At 64.4% G+C, this 2,287-nt stretch carries 3 protein-coding genes; 1 reads left to right on the top strand and 2 read right to left on the bottom strand.

All coding sequences use genetic code 11. From position 1 onward, the window contains the following. Together sepH and serC are read right to left on the bottom strand one after the other, a co-directional pair. Positions 1 to 491, bottom strand: a 491-nt coding sequence (sepH, locus tag WAN71_RS21930; protein WP_422227344.1) for a septation protein SepH, incomplete at its 3' end; no start/stop codon positions are given. Positions 492 to 618: 127 nt separating this feature from the next. After that, positions 619 to 1,737, bottom strand: coding sequence for a phosphoserine transaminase (gene serC / locus WAN71_RS21925; RefSeq protein ID WP_422227345.1), 1,119 nt, complete (start codon positions 1,735 to 1,737; stop codon positions 619 to 621). A 208-nt stretch (positions 1,738 to 1,945) separates the two neighbouring features. On the opposite strand from serC, the gene WAN71_RS21920 reads away from it, so the two are divergent. Beyond that, positions 1,946 to 2,287: diiron oxygenase (locus WAN71_RS21920; RefSeq protein ID WP_422227343.1), on the top strand; the 342-nt coding region annotated here is incomplete at its 3' end.

Raw genomic sequence — 2,287 nt, 5'->3', positions numbered from 1 at the left:
GCCTTCCAGCCCAGCTGGACCGTCCAGCGGCCATCCTCGTTACGCCAGGCGTCCCACGTGGTGATGTCCGGGTTGAGGCCACGCGCCAGCAGCGACGACGTGACGGTCTCCAGCAGCGTCAGCACCGCCGGGCCGTCGGCGAGGACGGGATGCGCGGCCGTTGCCAGCTCAGCAGCGCGGGAGCGTTCCAGCAGCACCGGGTGAGCAAACCGGTAAACCCGCTCGATGTCCACCCCGGCGGCCTCCGCCACCTGCTCGACGGATGCGCCCGCGCGGATACGAGCCTGAATTTCCTTGGGACGCAGCATGCTGGTGACCTCGACGTCGATATGGGTTTGACCCACCCGGGCCCCGTCGCCGCGCAGAGCCGCCCTTAGCCGGTCGTCGACCCGAATCTTGAACTTCTCGCCCGGATCCCCGTTGTCTCGAGTGCTCTCGCAGATGATGTGTTTGCCATCTACATCGAGTCCGACGATCGTGAGTTCCCGCATGGTGTCTCCTCGCAGGCTCCTCGCAGACCAGCACGCCAGGCCTGTCAGCTGCGGACTCTAATGCAGTCAGCGGCCGTTACCGTGCTGACACGCGGTAGCCACCTGCGCTTCTTTTCTCCAAAGCGAGCTAAAGCCGCTCGACCACCCAGTCGATGCACTCGGTGAGTGCGCTGACGTCGTCAGGTTCGACGGCGGGGAACATCGCGACCCGCAACTGGTTGCGCCCGAGTTTGCGGTACGGCTCGGTGTCGACGATGCCGTTGGTGCGCAAGATCGCCGCGACGGCCCCAGCATCTACGGAGTCGTTGAAGTCGATCGTGCCCACTACCTGCGAACGCAGCCGTGGCTCAGCCACGAAGGGTGTCGTGTAGGGCCGTTCTTGCGCCCAGCTGTACAACCGCTGCGACGAGTCTGCTGTGCGTTTAACCGCCCACTCCAGCCCGCCGTTGCCCAGTAGCCACTCGATCTGTTCGGCCAGCAGCACCAGCGTGCCGATGGCCGGAGTGTTGTACGTCTGGTTCTTGAGGCTGTTCTCCACCGCGATTGGCAGCGACAAAAAGTCCGGCACCCATCGGCCAGATTCGGCGATGGCCTCGATCCGGCCCAGCGCGGCCGGGCTCAGGATCGCCAGCCACAGTCCGCCGTCACTGGCGAAGTTCTTCTGCGGTGCGAAGTAGTAGGCATCGGTGTCGGCGATGTCGACGGGCAGGCCGCCGGCGCCGGAGGTGGCATCGATGACGATCAGCGCATCGCCGGCGCCCTCGGGCCGCGTTACCGGCACCGCGACCCCCGTCGAGGTCTCGTTGTGCGCCCATGCGATCACATCGACCGACGGGTCGCCCTGCGGCTCGGGCGCGCTGCCAGGGTCGGCCTTGATGACAAGAGGCTCGCCGACGAACGGATTCTTGGTGACCGCGGAAGCGAACTTCGAGCTGAACTCCCCATAGCTCAGATGTAACGACCGCTTGTCGATCAGCCCGAACGCCGCGGCATCCCAGAACGCCGTCGCTCCGCCGTTGCCCAGCACCACCTCGTAGCCGTCCGGCACCGAGAAGTAGTCCCGCAACCCGTCGCGTACCCGACCGACCAAGTCTTTCACCGGCGCCTGGCGGTGAGAGGTGCCGAAAAGCGCGGCGGCGCTGGTGGAGAGGGCTTGCAGTTGCTCAGGTCGGACTTTCGACGGGCCGGAGCCGAACCGTCCGTCACCGGGTTTGATGCTGTCAGGAATCGTCAGCGCGTCAGCCATGATCACCAGGTTAGTGACTGGGCCGAGGCTGACGATCACGCGGTCGACGATGTTAGTCACACGCGGCCCGGTGTGATGCAAGTCACAGTGTACACATGTTCACGGATGGGCCACAGTGGCTATCAAGGGTCTAGAAGATTGCCGATACCTGCGGTACTGTCGTTGGACATCGCGCGTCCAAATGTAAACCTGATTGGGGAGGCTGGGAATGGCCCAGGCAGGAACCGCCCAAAAGCGGGCACGGACCAAGATTGTGCGACGTTGGCGTCGCAACATGGATGTCCTGGACGACCCGAAATACGTGGAGATGCTCACCACACTGTCCGAGGGGTCGGTGCGGCGTAATTTCAACCCGTACACCGACATCGACTGGAAGTCACCCGAGTTCGCGGTCATCGACAACGACCCGCGCTGGAAATTGCCGGCGACCGACCCGCTGGGCCGGCACCCCTGGTACCAGGCGCAGTCCGAAGAACGTCAGATCCAGATCGGCATGTGGCGCCAGGCCAACGTGGCCAAGGTCGGTCTGCATTTCGAATCGATCCTGATC

The sequence above is a fragment of the Mycobacterium sp. genome, from assembly GCF_049280035.1.
In the GTDB taxonomy this organism is placed as follows: domain Bacteria; phylum Actinomycetota; class Actinomycetes; order Mycobacteriales; family Mycobacteriaceae; genus Mycobacterium.
Note: the sequence above shows the minus strand (reverse complement) of the source record. Positions and strands in the feature narration are given on the sequence as shown.